We start from the raw sequence: 3008 nt of genomic DNA, 5'->3' as shown, positions 1-3008 counted from the left end.
GCGGAGGACCCCGCACCGGCCGGATCCGTCGCCGACCCGGCCTGACCCGGCGGCACCCCACCGGGCCGCACGCCGGACCCTCCCGGGCGTGCCCCCTTCCAGGGGTGTGCGCCGCCCGTCCTCCCCGACGGCGGCGCACACCCCTCCTTCCACCGTCACCCTCCCAAGGACCGGCCATGACCACTGCTCCCGGCATACCCCTGTCCGTCCTCGACGTGGTGCCCGTCTTCGAGGACGGCTCCGCGACCGCCGCGCTGCACGACACCGTGGCGCTGGCCCCGCGCGTGGAGGCACTCGGCTACCTGCGCTACTGGGTCGCCGAACACCACAACACGCCCAGCCTCGCCACCTCCGCCCCCGGCATCCTCGCGGGCCGGCCGGGCAGCAGCAGGCCGGCGGCGAACACGACGACCGCCGCGGCGACCGGCCACCAGAACGCGTCGGCGAACGAGTCGGCCGTCGGCGTGCCGTGCGCGCCGCCGCCCTGGAGGATGAGGGCCACGACGGCGATGCCGAGCGAGGCGCCGATCTGGTTGAGGATGAACACCGCGCCGGTGGCGCCGGCCACCGCCTCGCCGGGCACGGTGCGGTACACCGAGCCCATGGTGGGCGCTCCGACCAGGCCCATGCCGAAGCCCGCCGCGAGCTGGGCCGCGGTGAGCAGGATCTGTGAGGTGCCCGCGTCGGCCTGGGTGAAGACGAGTGCTCCGGCCCCGATGAGCGCGGCACCGGCCGGGACGAGCCGCCGGGCGCCGTACTTGTCGGCCAGGTTGCCCGCGACGGGCATGCCGATCAGGGTGCCCAGGCCGAGCGGTGCGAGCAGCAGGCCCGAGCGCAGCACGCTGTGGTCGTGGACCTGCTGGTAGTACAGCGGCAGCAGGAACAGCAGGGCGAACAGGCCGCCGCCGAGCAGGAACATCGTGGTCACGCTCGCCGAGAAGCCCTTGCTCGCGAAGAGCCTCAGGTCCAGCAGCGGGGTGCCCCTGGTGCGCAGGGCATGCACGCCGTAGGCGAGGAACAGCGCGACGCCGACGACGAGTCCGGCGATCACCTTGGCGCTGCCGAAGCCGTCCGCGCCCGCCTGGGACAGGGCGTACACGAGCGCGGCGAAGCCGGGCGGCAGCAGGAACACGCCGACGAAGTCCAGCGGGGCGGACGCCTCCGCGCGGGGCGGGTCGGCGGGCAGGACGCGGATCGCGAGCACGATGGCGGCGAGGGCGAAGGGGATGTTCACCAGGAACATCCACTCCCAGGAGAGGTTGTCCAGGAGGAGTCCGCCGATGATCGGGCCGACGACCGGGCCGAGGGTGATGGGGACGGAGATCAGGCCCATGACGCGGCCCATGCGTTGCGGTCCGGCGGCGGTGGCGACCACGGTCATCATGATCGGGTCGACCATGCCGCCGCCGAATCCCTGCACGATCCGGAAGGCGATCAGGGACTCCGCGTTCCAGGCGAAGGCGCAGAGCACGGATCCGGCGAGGAAGACGCTCAGCCCCAGCAGCCACATCCGCTTGGCGCCGAAGCGCACCACGGCCCAGCCGGCGAGCGGGATGGCCAGGGCGACGGCCAGCAGGTAGCCGGTGGTGACCCATTCGATGGTGGCCAGCGAGGCCCGGAACTCGCCGCCCAGGGTGCTGATACCGACGTTGACGATCGTCGCGTCCAGGTAGGACATCATCCCGCCGAGCACCATGACGCCGACGACCGTGAGCAGGGCGCGGTCGAGCCGCGCGGGCCCGCCTTCCGCGTTCGTTACAGACACGGCAACTCCTTTGAACCGCATTTACCATCGAATTTAACTGGGTAGTTCAATTTCATGGCTGGGACGGTAGCATGGCGTCATGAGCGTTGGCGAGGCCCCCAAGAACCCGAAGACCCGTTCGGCCCCGGCGGACCGCGGTCGCATGGACAAGCGGCGCGCGATCGTGGAGGCGGCCCTGCGGGTCTTCTCGCAGGTCGGTTACACCCAGGCGAGCCTCGACATGATCGCCACCGAGGCGGGGGTCGCGAAGCCGACGATCTACAACCACCTGGGGTCCAAGGAGAACCTGTTCCGGTATGTGATGACGGAGACCGCCGCCCGGTCGAACGCCAAGACGCTGCAAGTCCTCGAGGCCTTCCCGAACGACCCCGACCGGCTGCGGCCGGGGCTGCGGGAGGTGGCCCACAAGCTCGTCGACTGCTACTGCGACGAGCAGTCCGAGGCGGTGCGCCGGCTGCTGTACGCCGAGGCGGTGCGCTTCCCCGACCTGTTCGACGAGGTGCGGGCCAGCGGCCCCGACCAGTTCACCGACGCCCTCGCCGGACGCCTGGCCCGGCTGGCCAACGCGGGGCACCTGCGCGTGGAGGACCCCGAGCGGGCCGCCAACCAGTTCATCGCCCTGGTCTACGACGGGCTGCCCGAGCTGAGCGCGCTGGGAACCCGCCCGCTGGACCCCGAACAGGTGGAGAAGATCGTCTCCGCCGGCGTGGACACCTTCCTGCGCGCCTTCGGCGCCCCGGGCCCGGCGGCGCCCGCCGCCTCGGGCTGAGCGGGAACCGCGCACGGCGGGTCAGCTCCCGAGGCGTTCGAAGGCGCCGCGGAAGAACAGCAGGGGCTCGCCGTCGTGCGGGGCGTCCAGGGCGCCGACGCGGGCCACCACGATGGTGTGGTCGCCCGCCGGGTGCTCGGCCTCCACCACGCACTCCAGCCAGGCCAGCGCGCCGTCGAGGACCGGAGCGCCGCCCGGTGAGGCCCGCCACGGCAGCCCGGTGAACTTGTCGCCGCCGGGCGTCGCGAGCCGCGTCGCCGCCTCCCGCTGCCCGGCTCCCAGGATGCTGACGGCCACCAGCCCCGCGGACCTGATGTGCGGCCAGCTGGTGCTGGTGTGCGCGACGCAGAAGGACACCAGGGGCGGCTCCAGCGACACCGAGCAGAAGGAGTTGGCCACCAGCGCCGCGTGCCGGCCGGTCGCCGGGTCCCGGCCGGCGACCGCCACGACGCCGGTGGCGAACCGTCCCAGGAC

Annotated in this window: 3 protein-coding genes; 1 reads left to right on the top strand and 2 read right to left on the bottom strand. The window is 72.8% G+C overall.

All coding sequences use genetic code 11. The annotated features are described in order from the left end of the window. Positions 1–307: 307 nt before the first annotated feature. Positions 308–1765, bottom strand: coding sequence for a DHA2 family efflux MFS transporter permease subunit (locus ACOV8S_RS06895; RefSeq protein WP_448316717.1), 1458 nt, complete (start codon positions 1763–1765; stop codon positions 308–310). 79 nt (positions 1766–1844) lie between these two features. On the opposite strand from ACOV8S_RS06895, the gene ACOV8S_RS06890 reads away from it, so the two are divergent. Then, on the top strand, positions 1845–2534 hold the full coding sequence (locus ACOV8S_RS06890) for a TetR/AcrR family transcriptional regulator (protein WP_448316716.1): 690 nt from the start codon (positions 1845–1847) through the stop codon (positions 2532–2534). Between the two features lie 21 nt (positions 2535–2555). On the opposite strand, the gene ACOV8S_RS06885 is transcribed toward ACOV8S_RS06890, so the two are convergent. Then, on the bottom strand, positions 2556–3008 hold a 453-nt coding region (locus ACOV8S_RS06885; RefSeq protein ID WP_448316715.1), incomplete at its 5' end, for a flavin reductase family protein.

This window comes from Streptomyces sp. CO7, assembly GCF_053474865.1.
This window is presented reverse-complemented; position numbering and strand designations above follow the sequence as displayed.